At 43.5% G+C, this 15,186-nt stretch carries 12 protein-coding genes and 1 pseudogene; 10 read left to right on the top strand and 3 right to left on the bottom strand.

The features are described from left to right. Nucleotides 1-21 precede the first annotated feature (21 nt). The 3 genes from B2P60_RS07700 to B2P60_RS07690 form a co-directional block, all read right to left on the bottom strand. A complete protein-coding gene (locus tag B2P60_RS07700; RefSeq protein WP_025645038.1) occupies nt 22-708 on the bottom strand; it encodes a response regulator transcription factor in 687 nt (228 codons plus the stop codon). A 45-nt stretch (nt 709-753) separates the two neighbouring features. After that, nucleotides 754-2,424 carry a phosphoethanolamine transferase gene (locus B2P60_RS07695; RefSeq protein ID WP_037058915.1) on the bottom strand — a complete coding sequence of 557 codons (1,671 nt, stop codon included), beginning with the start codon at nt 2,422-2,424 and terminating at the stop codon, nt 754-756. A 570-nt stretch (nt 2,425-2,994) separates the two neighbouring features. Next, the gene (locus B2P60_RS07690) at nt 2,995-4,059 is read right to left on the bottom strand and encodes a 2,3-butanediol dehydrogenase (protein ID WP_058023639.1); all 1,065 of its coding nucleotides are present in this window, start codon (nt 4,057-4,059) and stop codon (nt 2,995-2,997) included. Nucleotides 4,060-4,307: 248 nt separating this feature from the next. Here B2P60_RS07690 and B2P60_RS07680 point away from each other — a divergent pair. From B2P60_RS07680 to B2P60_RS07635, 10 genes and pseudogenes are all read left to right on the top strand, one after another. Further along, nucleotides 4,308-5,498: pseudogene (locus B2P60_RS07680) on the top strand (IS3 family transposase); the annotation flags it as partial. An 86-nt stretch (nt 5,499-5,584) separates the two neighbouring features. Next, nucleotides 5,585-6,343 (top strand): IS5 family transposase, encoded by a 759-nt coding sequence (locus tag B2P60_RS07675; protein ID WP_192529359.1) that lies wholly within the window; start codon nt 5,585-5,587, stop codon nt 6,341-6,343. Nucleotides 6,344-6,449: 106 nt separating this feature from the next. Continuing rightward, the gene (locus B2P60_RS07670; protein WP_286740399.1) at nt 6,450-6,782 is read left to right on the top strand and encodes a DUF308 domain-containing protein; all 333 of its coding nucleotides are present in this window, start codon (nt 6,450-6,452) and stop codon (nt 6,780-6,782) included. Nucleotides 6,783-6,888: 106 nt separating this feature from the next. Continuing rightward, complete coding sequence (locus B2P60_RS07665) at nt 6,889-8,850, top strand: oleate hydratase (protein ID WP_286740398.1); 1,962 nt, start codon at nt 6,889-6,891, stop codon at nt 8,848-8,850. Nucleotides 8,851-9,663: 813 nt separating this feature from the next. Then, on the top strand, nt 9,664-10,233 hold the full coding sequence (locus B2P60_RS07660) for a PepSY domain-containing protein (RefSeq protein ID WP_286740396.1): 570 nt from the start codon (nt 9,664-9,666) through the stop codon (nt 10,231-10,233). Nucleotides 10,234-11,053: 820 nt separating this feature from the next. Beyond that, nucleotides 11,054-11,662, top strand: coding sequence for a TetR/AcrR family transcriptional regulator (locus B2P60_RS07655; protein ID WP_087814834.1), 609 nt, complete (start codon nt 11,054-11,056; stop codon nt 11,660-11,662). Continuing rightward, nucleotides 11,659-12,810: an efflux RND transporter periplasmic adaptor subunit gene (locus B2P60_RS07650; RefSeq protein WP_286740393.1), complete on the top strand. Its 1,152-nt coding sequence runs from the start codon at nt 11,659-11,661 to the stop codon at nt 12,808-12,810. Before B2P60_RS07655 ends, B2P60_RS07650 begins: the two co-directional genes overlap by 4 nt. Continuing rightward, a complete protein-coding gene (locus B2P60_RS07645; RefSeq protein WP_087814832.1) occupies nt 12,807-14,009 on the top strand; it encodes an ABC transporter permease in 1,203 nt (400 codons plus the stop codon). The genes B2P60_RS07650 and B2P60_RS07645 overlap by 4 nt, the downstream gene beginning before the upstream one ends. Nucleotides 14,010-14,013: 4 nt before the next feature. Continuing rightward, complete coding sequence (locus B2P60_RS07640; RefSeq protein WP_087814831.1) at nt 14,014-14,724, top strand: ABC transporter ATP-binding protein; 711 nt, start codon at nt 14,014-14,016, stop codon at nt 14,722-14,724. A 203-nt stretch (nt 14,725-14,927) separates the two neighbouring features. Then, nucleotides 14,928-15,186: transposase (locus tag B2P60_RS07635; RefSeq protein ID WP_286740389.1), on the top strand; the 259-nt coding region annotated here is incomplete at its 3' end.

The raw sequence follows: 15,186 nt of genomic DNA, 5'->3' as shown, positions 1-15,186 counted from the left end.
GTCGCCAATGTTCAACACGCCCTAGACTTTATCAGGGTTGATAATCTGATAGCCAACGCCCGCTATGGTCATGATCATCGGCTCAATAAACGGTTTATCAACTTGAGCGCGCACACTATGCATATGCGTACGTAAAGCATCGCTGTGAGGTATATCTTCACCCCATAATTTTTCCTCAAGCTCATTCTTATTGACGACTCGAGGTGCGGCGCTCATCAGGGTATTCAGTATTTTAAACCCTGTTGGCGTGAGCTTGAGTGATTTACCCTCACGAGTAACCGTGTGCTCATCGGTATTTAAAGACAGTTTGCCAACGGTAATATTATGTTGAAAATGATCGTCTTGATGCCGACGAATCAAAGCTTTAATACGGGATTCTAATTCGACGAGCGAAAAAGGCTTGACCAAATAATCATCAGCGCCACTATCAAAACCTGTGACTTTATCCAGAATCGTATCACGTGCCGTCAGCATGAGCACAGGTGTTTTATTATGCAATTCCTCTCGAAGCGCCTTGCACAATTTGGTGCCATCCATGCCAGGCAACATCACATCTAGTAAGATAACGTCATAACGATTATTTGAAGCTAGCGTTAAGCCACTAATGCCATTATGAGCATTGTCTAACTCAAAGCCTTTAGTCTCAAAAAAAGCGTAAATGTTGGCGACGATATCGGGATTGTCTTCAATAATAAGTATTTTATACATAATGGCTACTACTCTATAAAAAGCGTGAGGCGGATAAAAAATAATTTAATGGGTATACTGGAAAAAAGTAGGTTTTGATAGCATCTCGTCGGTGGTAATACCGAAAAATTGAAGTAAAGTTGGGGTAATAAAATCGTGTGATACTGGCTTATCAAGCATAAGGCTGTTTTTATCAATACTATTATTAGTAGGCGACCAAATAATGACAGGCACCTGCTTTTGCGCAGCGGGTGCTATAGAGTAAGGCAGGCCGTGCAAGTAGATATTATTCTCACCTAAACTCTCACCATGATCGCTAATATATACCATTACCACATCATAATCGGGCTCGTAAGTTTTTAGCGTATCAATCACGTTATTCAAGAAGTAATCGGTATAACGAATCGCATTGTCATAGCCGTTAATAACTGATTGGTCATCGCACTTGGATAGCTCATTGGTCATACAGACGGGTTTATATTCTTCAAAAGCCTTAGGATAACGCTTGTAGTAAGCGGGACCATGATTGCCCATTTGATGTAATAAAATCAGTGTATCTTTAGCAGAAGCGCCTGTTTTTACAAGCTTATCAAAACCATCAAGCATACCGATATCGCGACATTCATCATCGCAATTTGGATTGATATCGCTCGTTTTGTAGTCTTCAAAAGTCACTCGATCCGCCACGCCTTTAGAGCTTGAATTATTATCGCGCCAAATAACGTTTACGCCTTGTTTATTGAGCGTATCTAGCACGTTTTCATTATAGTCTGCTTCATCCGGATTATAGTCTGAACGATTAGCATAACTGAACATACAAGGCACTGAGTAAGCTGTAGAAGTACCGCAAGAGGTGGCATTTTTGAAGCTATAAATATTAGATTGCTTGGCAAGTAGTGGCATCGTATCGCGCTTATAACCATTTAAGCTAATATGGTCAGCGCGCACTGTTTCACCAACGACAAATACCATGAGTTTTGGTTTTGCTGTACTACCATTAGCAGCGTTACGTTTGGCATCAGTTGCGTGCAGTATCATCGTATCAGGACGGCGTAGCTCATCAATATAATCAGTACCGAGTTTGATGACTGAATAAATAGGAGTAATAGGATTGGTATAACTACGCACCATTTTATGCTGACGAAAAAAGGTGGCGTATTGATCACCAAAGGGCAATAAGCAAACGCCTACTAAGGCAATAGCCGCTATCAAAGTAGCTGTCTTTTGTAGTATCGAGCGTCGTAAGGAAGTAGGTTTTATTTTTAATTTGCTAATAATAACAGCAGGTACAACACCTAATATTAGCAGCCGAATAAAAAAGCTTAGCGACATCAGTTCCATCGCTTCTGCTTGATCAGTCTGTAAGCTATTAATTAGCATATTAGTATCAAATATGGTGCCGTAAGCATCGGTAAAATACCCGCACACAGCTGCTATCAGCACTAAAGCAATCAGCACTGGTTTGGCAATGGGTCGATAGCATAGCAACTGAACGATTAGCCACATCAAGCTAAATAATAAGCCTGAGAGAGACACTATAAAGCCAATGTTTGTGCTAAGTGGATAAACACTTAACACTTGCGTAAAAAAGCCAATATTGGCAGTAGCTATTAAATAAAGCACGACAATGATAATCAGAAAGCTAAGATTAATCTTGCGATCAAAAATTTTGCTTGCAAAGCTTTTTTTCGTATTAGCTTGATTACTAATAGTGCTAAGTGCTTGAGAGGGTAACATAAACGGGATTCTCAACAGGATCGTAAGGAATATGATTCCTTACGATAGCAAGTAGCCTGTTAAGAAGACGTTAAGGGGATTGAATAGGAGTTTGTGTTTTAGTGCTACTATTGAAATTTTTCAGGTATGTAGGATCAAAACCCCATTATTAACCACATCACCTAAGAAGAGTGAGTTTGAAAAACGTTATTATGATCTTTTAACCCTGTCAGGCAGCGATGCCTGACTCAAGTAAATCAACCTTCGATATAGTCGGGGCGTTTTACTGCCATGTACACTGACCTGCTATAAATAATGTAGGCTATTGTTATCACTAGCCTACACCCTAAGATTCAAGTCCTCACTAGGGAACCGAACCAGTGAAAGCACTTGACTGGTTCGCTAGGGTATACCCTAAAAAACTTCCGCCAGTTGTCTGATTAAAATCTCCCAAGTTTAAGTGTACGGTATTGACAGCAGGGATCAGTGTGTCTAAGGCTTCCTAGGTAGATTTGGGCAACTTGAGGTTTGGTAAATTCTAACGTACGGATTAAAACCACCTAGCTAGCCGGATATCCCTTGCCTTACTATTTACAGGTTCGGGTTCACAATAATTTTCACTGCTGATTCATTGTTGTGAATTAAAGTCTCAAAGCCTTTAGCAATCAAGTCATCCAATTTGATACGTTGAGTAATAAAGGGCTCAAGGTTCACTAAGCCATCTTCGACCAATTTGATGGTTTCTTGATGATTGTTTACATAACCAATAGTCCCACGTACATCGAGCTCCTTCATGACTACGCTATGTACATTTACGGAAGCTGGGTGGCTCCAGATAGAGACAATCACAACCACACCAGTAGGTTTAGTAAGTTCAACCAGCGAGTCCAATACCTTATTGACGCTGGTGCATTCAAAAGCCACGTCCACACCGCGGTTATCCGTAAGCATCATGACTTCTTCAGTCAAATCTACTTCAGTCGGATCTAAAATGTAATCGGCAATCCCACTTTCTTTAGCCTTCTCTTTGCGCTTGGTACTCAATTCAGTGAGAATGACGGTAATGCCTTTGGCTTTTAAAACTGCCGCCAATAACAATCCAATCGGACCACCGCCACCGACCAAAGCAACATCACCTGCTTTGGCGCCACTGCGCACAAAAGCATGATAGCCAACGGCTAACGGTTCAATCAAGGCTGCTTGATCTAATGGTATTTTATTAGAGATAGGATGTACCCAGCGGCGCTTGACCGCAATTTTTTCAGACAAACCACCACCGCGACCACCAAGACCAATGAAGTTCATATCTTTTGATAAGTGATAATTCTCACCAGGCGCGGTAGAAACATCATCAGCGATAATATATGGTTCAACCACGACATGCTGACCGATCTCAATATCATCAACACCCTCACCAATAGCATAAACGACGCCTGAGAATTCATGACCCATAGTGATTGGGGCAGACTCTCCTGAGATTGGGTGAGGATGACCGCAAGGGGGAATAAAAATAGGACCTTCCATAAACTCATGCAAGTCGGTACCACAGATGCCACACCAAGCGACATCGATTCCAACGGTACCCGACTCTACAGTAGGCTCTGGAATATCTTCAATACGAATATCGCCTTTGTCATAAAAACGTGCCGCTTTCATATAAATCTCCTTTGATTGTCATTAAAAAAATATTGGATGGTGCATCAAAAATTATGCTGGCATCAAACGTAGCCATAATGGATGATTGTAAATATTTGGCTGAGCAGATAAAAAATAGGCATAGATGCCCTAACCTCAAAATCATTATCCACTGCCAAAGCAAGATTGCAACCGTGAGCTACACACATATAAGCCTAAGAGAACGATATCAGATTTATGGCATTAAAAGGGCATAACATGGCAGTCAATTTGTAGTAGAAGCTGTCAAAAAGATAACAGACAACAATCGTAACTTGAGTGCAACTGTTCAGCAGCTCGAAATAGAGATGCAAACGCTCTCAAATTGGCATAACAAAGCCAATCAAGGCAAGCTTGTAGGAACAAAGCAGTATGATCCTGAACTTATGAGTGCGCTTGAAGAGGTAAAACGCCTAAAGCGACAGCTTAAAGTTGCCGAAGAGGAGCGCGAGATCTTAAATGAGGAGGGATAAAGCGAAGCACTGCTTCGCCCCGACGCAAGATGAGAGCTATGCTCGAATGAGGCGACGGCGTACTTCGCGAATGAGGAACGTTAAGAAACAGTCTGGGAGACTGTTTTAGTGACGCAAGGCGAAGGGCTATGTCCGCAGTGACAGTTAGTAAAGTACGCCTTTATCAAAGACAACCAGCAAATCTTTAGCATCAGTAGGATGTGCCGCGTACTTAGCGTTAAACCATCGAGCTACTACGACTGGCTGAGTCGTGATATCAGCTGTCAGCAGGTACACCGTAATCAGTGCGAGCTACTAGTTAAAGCCGCTCATAGTGAGACTCATGAGCGCTATGGTGTTGAGCGTCTGCATGCAACGCTCACCGAGCAAGGGTATGATATTAGTCTATACATGGTCAGAAGCATCAAAGAGGAACACGGCATCAAATGCCGTCGTCATAAGCGCTTTAAAGTCACCACTGACTCTAATCATCACAAACTGGTCTATCCAAACGTGCTCGATCAGAAGTTTGACACCAGTCGCCCTAACCAAGCATGGGTAAGCGATATTACTTATATCTGGACACATGAGGGCTGGTTGTATTTAGCGGGAGTCAAAGACTTATATACCAAAGAGCTGGTCGGCTATGCGATCAACAAACGCATGACCGCAGATTTGGTCTGTCGCGCATTGAACATGGCCATCAGGAATAAACGTCCAAACAAAGGGCTAATCGTTCACTCTGACAGAGGCAGCCAGTATTGCAGCCATGCCTACCACAAGATCGTTAAGCAGCATCAGTTTACAGGTTCAATGAGCGCTAAAGGTAATTGCTTCGACAATGCTCCAATAGAAAGCTTCTGGGGCATATTGAAGAATGAGTTGGTATATCATAAGGATTATAAAACTAGATTTGCCGCCATTACCGATATCATTAGATACATCGAGCTATATTACAACCAGACTAGGGGCTGTATAGAATTGAGGAACCATTGAAAAAAATAAGCAACGCCTTACTCTAATGTTTACCACAACAAAGAAACAAGGCGTCACTTATGGCTCGCACCAAGCTCAACGATGAACATTGGCACAAGCTATTTATTATATTGCGACAAATTAACGTATATAACAAGCCCAATCTAAGACGTACCGTTGAAGGCATGTTGTACCGCATACGAGTAGGCTGTCCATGGCGAGACTTACCTTCTTATTTCGGTCATTGGTCTAGCATATATCATCAATACCGTTACTGGCGTAAAACCGGTAAATGGCAAAAGCTCATGAAGATAGTCACAGCAAACTATGATAGTGAATGGTTATTTATAGACGGTAGCGTGGTCAAAGCTCATCAGCATAGTACAGGCGCCGCCAGTCATCTTGATGAGGCCATTGGTAAAAGCGTTGCAGGTAATAGCAGCAAACTGCACTTAGTGGTCGATGCTTGTGGCAACCCTATACATGTTGAGCTGTCAGGTGGGCAAGTACATGACTCTAAGATGGCAAAGGCGTTGATATTTAGCACGATTAATAACCAGACTAAAGCGGTGATTGCAGACAGGGGCTACGATAGTAGCGATATTAGAGAGTGTATCTTCACGCACTGTGCTCAGTCAGTCATACCTGTTAAGTCGAACTCTAAAAGCTGTAACGACACACTAGATTGGTATTTGTATCGTTGCCGTCATTTGGTAGAAAACGCTTTTGCTAGATTGAAACATTTTAGGGGCATTGCCACGCGATATGATAAGCTCAAAGATAGCTATGCAGCGGCGGTAATGCTCGCTTGTGTCTTTATCTGGTTGCCACTCATTTGAATTCTATACACACCCTAGGATTCAAAAGGGCTTGAGCTATAAATCGCCAAGACAGATGTGGTTTGATTATTATCGTCAAGCTGCGTAACTAAAATCTCCCAAGTTTATGTATACGGATTTGACGGCAGGGGTCATTAGTGCTGTCAGCCATTCATTTGAGTTAAAAGAATATGGTTTTTCTAACTGGGGGTATTTAACAGCAATAGCGGTTATCGGTATTGTTTTCTCCTTTATCTTATTATCTAACCCTGTACTTGGTGGCATGACAGTTGTTATATGGACTGGCTTAGCCCTGATAACCAGTGGATTTTACAGTATATACCTTGCTTTTAAACTAAAAAAACTAAAAGACTTACCAAATAAGATTTCTAATGAACTAAGAAGTAGATTCAATTTAGTCTCTCAAGAAATTAATAACGTATTAAACAGTAAACAATAACTGCATTCTTATTTGGTCACTGACCTACAAATATTTAAATTAATAGTGGCTTCATTTTAAAACAACACTGAGTCCTAAGACTCTTTAACCTACTAAGGGGATCATAATGAAAAAGACTAATGAAAAACAAAAAACCATCAACAGCTTTCCACATCAGCCAGATGCCAGTAAAGCCTATCCACACCATTACCCACAAAACACCTTGCCGTTTGCTGACAAAATAGGCAACTATCAACGCAATATCGGTAGACCAACCGACGCTTATAAGGACAGTAAAGTCTATATCATCGGTAGTGGTATCGCGGGCTTATCCAGTGCTTACTACTTCATTCGTGATGGTAAAGTACCGGCAGAAAATATCACCTTTTTAGAGCAACTAGAGGTGTCAGGCGGCTCCATGGATGGCTCAGGTAATGCTAAGAATGGCTACATCATACGTGGTGGCCGTGAGATGGAATTTACCTACGAGAACTTTTGGGATGTCTTCCAAGATATTCCTGCAGTAGAGATGCCAGAGCCATACAGCGTACTAGATGAATATAGACTGATTAACGATGATGATCCTAACTATTCAATCGCTCGTTTGGTACATCAGCAAGGTAAAATCAAAGAAACGAATGGTGTTACTCTAAAAAAATCTGACCAATTAGCATTGATACGTCTACTACTAAAACGCAAAGAAGAATTAGATGATGTGCGAGTCAATGATTACTTTAGCGACAGCTTCTTTGAAAGTAACTTCTGGATACTTTGGAGCACCATGTTTGCCTTTGAAAAATGGCACAGCTTGCTTGAGTTAAAACTATATATGCACCGCTTTTTGCATGACTTAGATGGTCTGCATAATATGTCGATGCTAGTATTTCCAAAATACAATCAATATGATGGGTTTATCGTACCGCTACGTAACTATCTCATCGAAAAAGGGGTTAAATTCCAATACGATACTTCGGTGACGGATTTAGATATTGAGTTTAATCAAGCTGATGACCATGAATCTGTTAAGGGTTCAGCTAATGAGCCAACCAAAACGGTCAAAGCCATCATTGCAGAAGTAGGTGGTAAGCCTACCCGTATTACTATTACAGAGAATGATTATGTAGTAGCAACCACAGGCACAATGACTGATGATACACGATATGGTGATAACGATTCTGCGCCAAACCTAGATGCTATGTTAGACAATCAAGGGCAATCAAAAGGTTGGACGCTTTGGAACAATCTTGCTCATAAGTCCAGCGTCTTTGGTCATCCTGGAAAATTCAATGGTAATGTGAATGAGTCTGCATGGATGTCAGCCACACTGACTTGTAAGCCTTCTGCATTGGTAGATAAGGTTAAAGAGCTGTCTGTTAATGATCCATACTCAGGTAAAACAGCGACAGGTGGTATCGTCACCTTTACCGATTCTAACTGGGTAATGAGCTTTACTTGTAACCGTCAGCCGCATTTCCCTGATCAACCAAAGGACACCTTAGTACTTTGGGTGTATAGTTTGCTGATGGATAAAGATGGCAATTATATTAAGAAACCAATGCCAGAATGTACAGGTAATGAGATTTTAGCAGAGCTCTGCCACCACCTTGGTATTATCAATGAGTTAGACGGCGTGGTTGACAATACCATTGTTAGATCTACTTATATGCCATATATCACCTCACAGTTTATGGTACGTGCGCAAGGCGACCGCCCTGAAATTGTACCGCAAGGTTGTACTAATCTAGGCTTAGTAGGACAATTTGTCGAAACTAGAAATGATGTGGTATTCACCGTCGAAAGCTCTGTTCGTACGGCTAGAGTCGCGGTATATAGCCTACTGAATATCAAAAAACAGGTGCCTGATATAGATCCATCGCAATATGACATTCGTCACCTATTACGAGCGGCAAATACGCTAAATGATGGCAAAGGATTTATTGGAGAAGGCTTATTACGTAAGCTATTAAAAGATACCTATTATGAGCATATCTTGCCACCTACCCATCTAGATAGTCAGGAAGAAACGAAGCGTAATGACTCTATTTTCTCAGAGTATTGGGAGTCTATTAAAGGTATTTGGCATAAATAAGCTCCTTTAGACTGCAACGCTTGTGGTGGCTTAAACGCTCAGTCACCATAAGATAGTGAAGGTGGTAGATGAAACTCTAGTAGTGATCTGTAGCTTGTAGCTGGCTATTTTAAAAGCTAAGGCAGTTACAGTTACTATGATGATTTCTCTATCACCTTTTTTTGTGCTTTTGTAATACATGGATCATGTGAGCTACACAAGACAGTCCTGTAGAAACCAAAATGGGAGATCTTAATAAGAAAAATTAATGATAATAACCCCTGCTATTGATTTAGTCGCCATTAAATTCACACCTAATGCTAGGAGTTCGATGTCTGTATAACGCACTGAACATGTTCCAATAATGGTGTTAAATCACTACCTTTTCACCATCTAAAATGGGCAGTATAGAACTCTCCAAACCGACCATTGTTCCTAGAAGAATAATTATGGCAAATACTAGCAGCTCGATGTCTACTATATAGCGCACCGATCACAGATAGAATATATAGGGCAAGTACACAACGAAGTACACTCAGACTATTTTAGCGAGTTGAAACGTTGCTACCATTAGCCCACAACCAAAGCTTCGAATCCTCACTAGGGAACCGAACCAGTGAATGAGCCTGATTGGTTCACAATAGGCATACCCAGGGAACCAATGAAATCGAATTCTTCTATCGAACGTTATTTGTTATAACACCCGTTACGTTTTTCAGCATAAATCACTTAGACATAGCGATTAACTGTATGTCATTATTTATCTTTAAATGAATCTCTTATTCTAATTAACAAACAGTCTGCAGAAAAACTAACGCATTTTAGGGTTTTATTATGAAAAAACTATCAACATTGAAGAAATCTCTTGTAATGGCACTGAGTGTCGTAAGCTTCAGCATAGCCTCTGTTTCAGCCAGTCAAGCAGCCCCTGCTATGAATGAGGTAACGGCAGTGTCACAGAGTAAAATCAGTTTAGAGCAGGCGATGGCCCTTGCTAATAAAGCGGTAAAAGGCGATATCATCAGTGCAGACTTTGATCAAGAAGATCGTAACGAAAATAGCCATTATGATATCAACATCATTACCAACAATAATGAACAAGAAGTCAGCGTGAATGCCAATACAGGCAAGATCACGAAAGGGGACACAGAGCGTTTAGACAAAGAAGACTTGGCAGAATATAAGGCCATGAAACAAGCAAAAGTGAGTTTGTCTCAAGCCATAAAAAAAGCAAACCAAACGCTGAAAGGGAAAGTGCTGGAAGTAGAATTCGATATAGATTTTGGCAAGCCTGTCTACAAAGTTGAAATTGGTAAAGGCAGTCAGATTCATAAAGTTGTTGTCGACAGCATGACTGGTAAGATTACGCGCAGTCAGGTAAGCGACGTTGATCGTGATGATTAACTACTGATACCCTGTATTGCATATAGCCTCAAATATTAAAAAGCCCCAAGCTATAGTCAGCTGAATGTAAAACTGTTATGGATTGAAACGCGCTACTGGTATAAATTTTACTTGCGTGCTGCGTTCCCAGAGGCTGCGCAAAATTCATCCCAGTGGCGCTATGATATTTTTAGAGTGTATCGACTATAGATTCCCTTAAAATTTTGATCAGAATGTAGTTATCGAGCTATACTTTTTATCATCATATAAGTTAATAAGGTATGCTCTAAAATGACACACCAAATAAGCACCCAATCAAACCTTAGTATTGAAAAACTTACCTAAGAAAAACACTGAATATAAAAAAGGTTGCTAACACTACATATAAATGGCGTTAGCAACTTCTACTACTATGACAACTGAGTTATAGTCGATACACTCTAAAAATATCATAGCGCTACTGGGATGCTATTTTTAAACGTAGGTTGCGCAGCCTCTGGAAACGCAGCACGCAAGTAAAATTTATACCAGTAGCGCGTTTAAATCTATAACATTTTTACATTCAGCTAACTATACTAGAGGTATTGTTGCAGCTGACTGCTTGAAACCTTTAAAAAAATCTTTGTGAACTAAGATTTGATATTCTTAGATAGCGAACCCATCGCAGCTTTGTATGGCTCTAAGAGATTATTAAAAGCCTTCTCAAGAAATAGGAAATAAAGACGTCGAACCCATCGCTGATGCCTGATGTTGACCAGCGTGTTGAATTTTGACTTATTTCTTGCTTTAATGACACTTTTCGATAAGATAGTAATCAATTACTATCTTATTAGGAGTACTCATGAGTTTCCACTCAAAAAATCTACCGGCTGATGAACGTCGTACCGTTACTATCAAGTCCGTCGTGGAGCTCGCCGGTACGCAAAACCCAAGTAAGATTACTACTGCAGCAATCGCTAAACACATGAACTTGACCCAAGGTGCACTGTTTCGGCATTTTCCGAATAAGGAAGCAATTTGGCAGGCGGTCATGGAGTGGGTGGCAGAGCGTCTACTGGCTAAAATTGATACATCCACACAAGGAATCGAGTCACCCTTGATAGCTATGGAAGCAATGTTCATGAGTCATATTGATTTCGTGGTCGAGCATCCAGGTGTACCGAGAATGATTTTTGGAGAGCTTCAGCGTGCCGAATCGACACCAGCCAAGTGTATGGTGCAAACTTTGATTCAGCGCTACGGCGAACGCTTGCATTTACTCATTAATAAAGGTAAGGCCAGCGGCGAGTTGCCGTCATCCCTTGATAACGAGGCAGCGGCAATGCTGTTCATTGGCACCATTCAAGGTTTGGTTATGCAATCGATGCTGGTAGGTGACGTGGGACGCATGCAGCACGATGCGCCACGGGTTTTTGCGATTTATATGCGCGGCATAAGGGGTATTCAATGAAGAAGTTACCCATACAAGGACGCACTTTAGCGCTGCTTGCCATCATCATTCCATTGCTGGCCCTTTTTATCTATGTCGGCCTACGATCAGGCCCACTCGCCCCCGTCGCTGTGACGGTGGCAAGTGTGGAGTCGGGATCTATCACCCCAGCGCTGTTCGGTATCGGCACGGTAGAATCACGTTATACCTACAAAATCGGACCAATATTTGCAGGTCGCGTCAAAAGCTTGGATGTGCATGTGGGCGATCAGGTCAAAGCTGGACAGGTACTTGGTGGGATGGAGCCGGTTGATCTCGATGATCGGGTTCGTTCCCAAGAATCAGTACTCAAGCGTGCGGAAGCCGTATTACAAGAGTCGAAAGCTAGGCAAGTCTATGCGCAAATACAGGCGAAACGCTATGAGCAATTATTGTTAGTGCAAGCGGTCAGTGAGGAGAGCGTCGCCACGAAAAAACAGGAACTACAGGTCGCTAATGCTGAACTATCCGTCGCTCAGGCAGACCTTGCTCGAGCACACTCCGACCGAGAAGGATTCATTGCGCAGAGAAGTAATCTACGCTTAATCGCGCCGGTCGATGGGGTCGTTGCCGTGCGTGATGCTGATCCCGGCACCACGGTCGTCGCAGGGCAAGCGGTGGTAGAGGTAATAGACCCCAAAAGTTTATGGATCAATGTGCGTTTTGACCAAATCAATGCATCGGGGCTAGCTGCAGGCTTACCGACTCGTATCATCCTGCGTTCGCGTAGCGGCCAAATCTTGAAAGGTAGCGTGCTGCGTGTGGAGCTCAAAGCCGACGCGGTAACCGAGGAGATGCTCGCCAAGGTGACCTTCGATAATCAACCAGACTCTTTGCCATCAATAGGCGAACTGGCAGAAGTCACCGTTGACTTACCGGCGCTCCCGACCGTTCCTTTGATCTCCAACGCTGCCGTTCAGCGTGAGGGGGACAAGGTCGGTGTCTGGCAAATAGTGGATGGTGATCTGCATTTTTCCCCGATCAAGCTCGGTGCATCCGATCTCAATGGCTATGTGCAGGTGCTCGAAGGGCTTAACAAAGGTGATCAAGTCGTAACCTATAGCGAAAAGGCATTGAAAGTGGGCAGTCGTATCCATATAGTCGATCGCATTTCAGGAGTGTCACCATGATCAGCTTAGCTGGTCGCGATATTCTTCATGCTTGGGGAAAGTTCATCTTTACCGGTATTGGTCTGGGTCTGCTGATCGGCGTCACTCTCGTTATGGCCGGAGTTTACCGGGGTATGGTGGACGATGGCAAAGCCTTACTCGATAATAGTGGCGCTGATCTTTGGGTGGTGCAGAAGGATACACTGGGTCCCTACGCGGAGTCGTCTAGCATCAACGATGACGTCTATCGCACCATCCTTGCCATGCCGGGCGTCGCCGAAGCAGCGAACGTGACCTACCTAACCACACAAGTACATAAAGGCGAAAGTGATGTACGTGCCATGGTAGTTGGTATTGCGCCTGGTGAGTTGGGAGCCACACCTGGATGGCCTCCTTATCTCGTTGCTGGCCGCCAAATCACGCGCAGTCACTACGAGGCGGTGGCCGATATCGCTACCGGCTTTAAATTGGGAGATTCTCTAGCTATTCGTCGCAATCATTACACTGTTGTGGGGCTAACACGGCGCATGGTATCGTCTAGTGGTGACCCAATGGTGTTTGTTCCGCTCAAGGATGCCCAAGAAGCCCAGTTTCTCAAAAACAACGACGCCATTTGGCAAAGCCGACAGCGCACTGAAGCCAATCCCGCTTTTAATCGTCCCGGTGTGCCAGGTTTGTTAGATGCTGTGATTGCTTCACAGAATACCAACTTGTCCGTCAATGCCGTACTGGTCACACTGAAACCCGGCTATGCGCAGAATGAAGTGGCCGAATCCATCCAGCGCTGGAAGCGTTTGACAGTCTACACGCGGGCACAGATGGAAGACATCCTCGTCGGCAAGTTAATCGCTACCTCAGCCAAGCAGATCGGCATGTTTCTAGTAATTTTAGCCATTGTTAGCGCGGCTATCGTTGCTTTCATCATCTATTCGCTGACCATGGACAAAATCCGCGAAATCGCGGTATTGAAGCTCATTGGCACCCGTAACCGAACTATCGCGGCGATGATCATGCAACAGGCGCTTGCACTAGGTGTGATTGGCTTTGTGGTTGGCAAGATTACGGCCACTTTCGCCGCACCTGTGTTTCCCAAGTATGTGCTGCTTACGCCAATGGATTCGGTGATCGGTTTTCTTGCCGTGCTCGTGATTTGCATACTTGCAAGCATTATCGCCATTCGTATGGCACTCAAGGTCGATCCGGCCGAAGCGATAGGATAACTCAATGACTAAAAAAGGAATACACATCGAAGGCCTAAGCAAACGCTTTGGAAAAGGTGACACGGCTGTCTACGCGTTGAAGGACGTGAATATGCAGGTTGCACCAGGTGAGGTTGTTGGCTTGATCGGTCCTTCCGGATCAGGCAAGAGCACACTGCTAAAATGCCTAGGCGCGGTGATTGATCCGAGCGCCGGTCGCATGACGCTGGGCGATGAGGTAATCTACGACGATGGTTGGAAAGTTCGTGATTTGCGTGCCTTGCGCCGCGACAAAATTGGTTTTGTCTTCCAATCACCATATTTGATTCCGTTTCTGGATGTCACTGACAATGTAGCTCTGCTGCCAATGCTAGCAGGCATCTCGAATGCAAAGTCACGGGCGAAGGCATTGGCGTTGCTCACGGCACTTGATGTGCAACACCGAGCTCAAGCCATGCCTTCGCAACTTTCCGGTGGCGAGCAGCAACGGGTTGCTATTGCGCGTGGATTGGTCAATCAGCCACCGGTGATTCTGACGGATGAACCGACCGCCGCTCTCGATAGCGTGCGTGCCATGGCAGTGATTCGCATCCTTAACGACATGGCTCAGAAATTCGAAACTGCCATCATCGTTGTCACTCATGACGAAAAAATTATTCCTACTTTTAAGCGTATCTACCACATCCGAGACGGCGTAACCCATGAAGAAGTTGGCGAAGGCAGAGCGTTCGAATGAGGGAAATATTGAATGATAGAAAGGTCTTATGACCTACCACAAACATGGCCCCACAAGGCAACTTGCCTAGTGGTTGCCAGTCTGACTAGTTGTGTTGCCGGCCCTTATTTTCAATAACCCATCGCACCTAATAGGTGGGCTTTTCGGGGCCTTTCCCAAACTCTGTGTAACTGCTTATAATCCAATGTAAAGGAGAATAAGCAATGACAAAAGAAACAGAACTAAAGAAATTAGCCGAACAAATGGCTAAACACGTTGGAAGCTTCGAAGACATCAAAGCATTTCAAAAGCAGCTCATGCAGTCCTTCATCGACACTGCCCTAGAAGCAGAAATGGAAGAGCATCTCGGCTACCCCAAGCATGAGAAAGCCGATAAACCTAATAAGTGCAATGGGCACACTAAAAAGAGAGTCCGTAGCGACACAGGCGAGCTTGAGATCTCCACCCCAAGAGACCGTCATG

Origin of the sequence: Psychrobacter sp. UBA3068, assembly GCF_002366815.1 — a bacterium.
Lineage (GTDB): Bacteria > Pseudomonadota > Gammaproteobacteria > Pseudomonadales > Moraxellaceae > Psychrobacter > Psychrobacter namhaensis.
Note: the sequence above shows the minus strand (reverse complement) of the source record. Positions and strands in the feature narration are given on the sequence as shown.

Coding starts and splice junctions, on each gene's coding strand:
- B2P60_RS07650 (WP_286740393.1), top strand. CDS start 11,659: ATGAAGAAGTTACCCATACAAGGACGCACTTTAGCGCTGCTTGCCATC.
- B2P60_RS07645 (WP_087814832.1), top strand. CDS start 12,807: ATGATCAGCTTAGCTGGTCGCGATATTCTTCATGCTTGGGGAAAGTTC.
- B2P60_RS07695 (WP_037058915.1), bottom strand. CDS start 2,424: ATGTTACCCTCTCAAGCACTTAGCACTATTAGTAATCAAGCTAATACG.
- B2P60_RS07655 (WP_087814834.1), top strand. CDS start 11,054: ATGAGTTTCCACTCAAAAAATCTACCGGCTGATGAACGTCGTACCGTT.
- B2P60_RS07660 (WP_286740396.1), top strand. CDS start 9,664: ATGAAAAAACTATCAACATTGAAGAAATCTCTTGTAATGGCACTGAGT.
- B2P60_RS07665 (WP_286740398.1), top strand. CDS start 6,889: ATGAAAAAGACTAATGAAAAACAAAAAACCATCAACAGCTTTCCACAT.
- B2P60_RS07700 (WP_025645038.1), bottom strand. CDS start 708: ATGTATAAAATACTTATTATTGAAGACAATCCCGATATCGTCGCCAAC.
- B2P60_RS07670 (WP_286740399.1), top strand. CDS start 6,450: ATGTATACGGATTTGACGGCAGGGGTCATTAGTGCTGTCAGCCATTCA.
- B2P60_RS07675 (WP_192529359.1), top strand. CDS start 5,585: ATGGCTCGCACCAAGCTCAACGATGAACATTGGCACAAGCTATTTATT.
- B2P60_RS07640 (WP_087814831.1), top strand. CDS start 14,014: ATGACTAAAAAAGGAATACACATCGAAGGCCTAAGCAAACGCTTTGGA.
- B2P60_RS07690 (WP_058023639.1), bottom strand. CDS start 4,059: ATGAAAGCGGCACGTTTTTATGACAAAGGCGATATTCGTATTGAAGAT.